We start from the raw sequence: 2,190 nt of genomic DNA on the forward strand, positions 1-2,190 counted from the left end.
GCGTGCTCGGCCGCGTACAGGCCGGCGCGGCGGCCAAAGACCAGCAGGTCGGAGAGGCTGTTGCCGCCCAGGCGGTTCGAGCCGTGCATGCCGCCGGCCACCTCACCCGCCGCGAACAGGCCGGGCACACCGACCGCCGCCGCGGTGTCCGGGTCGACGTCGACGCCGCCCATCACGTAGTGGCAGGTCGGGCCGACCTCCATCGGTTCCGCCGTGATGTCGACGTCCGCCAGCTCCTTGAACTGGTGGTGCATCGACGGCAGCCGCCGCTTGATCACCTCGGCGGGCATCCGGGTGGAGACGTCCAGGAACACCCCGCCGTGCGGCGAGCCGCGCCCCGCCTTCACCTCGGCGTTGATGGCCCGCGCCACCTCGTCGCGCGGCAGCAGCTCCGGCGGCCTGCGGTGGTGCTCCGGGTCCTCGTACCAGCCGTCGGCCTCCTCCTCGGTCTCCGCGTACTTGTCGCGGAAGACCTCAGGCACGTGGTCGAACATGAACCGCCGGCCGTCCGCGTCGCGCAGCACGCCGCCGTCCCCGCGCACCGACTCGGTGACCAGGATGCCCTTCACGGACGGCGGCCAGACCATGCCGGTCGGATGGAACTGCACGAACTCCATGTGGGTGAGCGCCGCTCCGGCCAGCAGCGCGAGCGCGTGCCCGTCCCCGGTGTACTCCCACGAGTTCGACGTCACCTTGAACGACTTGCCGATGCCGCCGGTGGCCAGGACCACGGCCGGCGCCTCCAGGGTGAAGAACCGGCCCGACTCGCGGGCGTAGCCGAACACCCCGGTCACCGCGCTGCCCGGCCCGTCCTCCTGGAGCAGGCGGGTGACGGTGTACTCCTGGAAGACCCGCAGCCGGCTCTCGTGGTCGCCGCTCTCCGCGAAGTCCTCCTGCTGGAGGGCGACGACGCGCTGCTGGAGGGTGCGGATCAGTTCCAGCCCGGTGCGGTCCCCGACGTGCGCCAGCCGCGGGTACTCGTGGCCGCCGAAGTTGCGCTGCGAGATCCGGCCGTCGGCCGTGCGGTCGAACAGCGCGCCCCAGGTCTCCAGCTCCCACACCCGGTCGGCGGCCTCCTGGGCGTGCAGCTCGGCCATCCGCCACTGGTTGAGGAACTTGCCGCCGCGCATGGTGTCGCGGAAGTGCACCTGCCAGTTGTCGCCCTCGTTGACGTTGCCCATGCTGGCGGCGATGCCGCCCTCGGCCATCACGGTGTGCGCCTTGCCGAACAGCGACTTGCAGATCACGGCCGTCCGCAGGCCGCGTTCACGGGCCTCGATCGCGGCGCGCAGCCCCGCGCCGCCGGCGCCCACCACGACCACGTCCCACACCTGCGGTTCGGCGCTTGTCATCTGCTCTTGCGTTCCTCTCGGCGGGCCCCGCGCCGGCCGGGCGGCCCGGGCGGGACGGGAGTGGCGGACGGTCGGGAAGTCGGGGGGCGGGGACCGTGCGGGCGGCTCAGAAGAAGCGGACGTCGGTGAGCGTGCCGGTGGCCAGCAGGTACACGTAGAGGTCGGCCACCGCGACGCTGATCAGCGACGCCCAGGCCAGTTCCATGTGCCGGCCGTTGAGGCGGCTGACCCAGCCCCACAGGCGGTAGCGCACCGGATGCCGGGAGAAGTGCCGGAGCCGGCCGCCCATGACGTGCCGGCAGGAGTGGCAGGACAGCGTGTACGCCCAGATCAGCACGATGTTGACCAGGAAGACCACCGTGCCCAGGCCCATGTGGCCCCACTCGTACTCCGCGTTGCGGAAGCCGAGCAGCGTGTCGTACGTGAGGATCAGGGCGATGCCGAGCGCGGCGTAGAAGAAGTAGCGGTGGCCGTTCTGCAGCACCAGGGGGAACCGCGTCTCCCCGGTGTACCGGCGGTGCGGCTCCGGCACGGCGCAGGCCGCGGGGGCGCGCCAGAAGCCCCGGTAGTAGGCCTTGCGGTAGTAGTAGCAGGTCAGCCGGAAGCCCAGCGGGAAGACCAGGATGAGCAGCGCCGGCGAGAGCACCCACCAGTCACCGAACAGGGCGACGTTGGGTCCGCCCTCCATCGGCACGCAGTTCTGCGAGAGGCAGGGCGAGTAGAACGGCGACACGTACGGCGCCGCGTAGTAGTCGGCGCCCGCGAAGGCGCGCCAGCTGGAGTAGACGACGAAGGCGAGCAGCCCCAGGGCGGTGACGCCGGGCGCGAGCCACCAGCG

Annotated in this window: 2 protein-coding genes; both read right to left on the reverse strand. The window is 71.9% G+C overall.

Translation table 11 applies throughout. The annotated features are described in order from the left end of the window. The coding region (locus tag ACYVE9_RS23910; protein WP_461029965.1) for a fumarate reductase/succinate dehydrogenase flavoprotein subunit at positions 1–1,352 on the reverse strand (1,352 nt) is incomplete at its 3' end. Between the two features lie 106 nt (positions 1,353–1,458). Next, positions 1,459–2,190, reverse strand: a 732-nt coding sequence (locus ACYVE9_RS23915; RefSeq protein WP_461029966.1) for a hypothetical protein, incomplete at its 5' end; no start/stop codon positions are given.

This window comes from Streptomyces sparsus, from assembly GCF_054776295.1.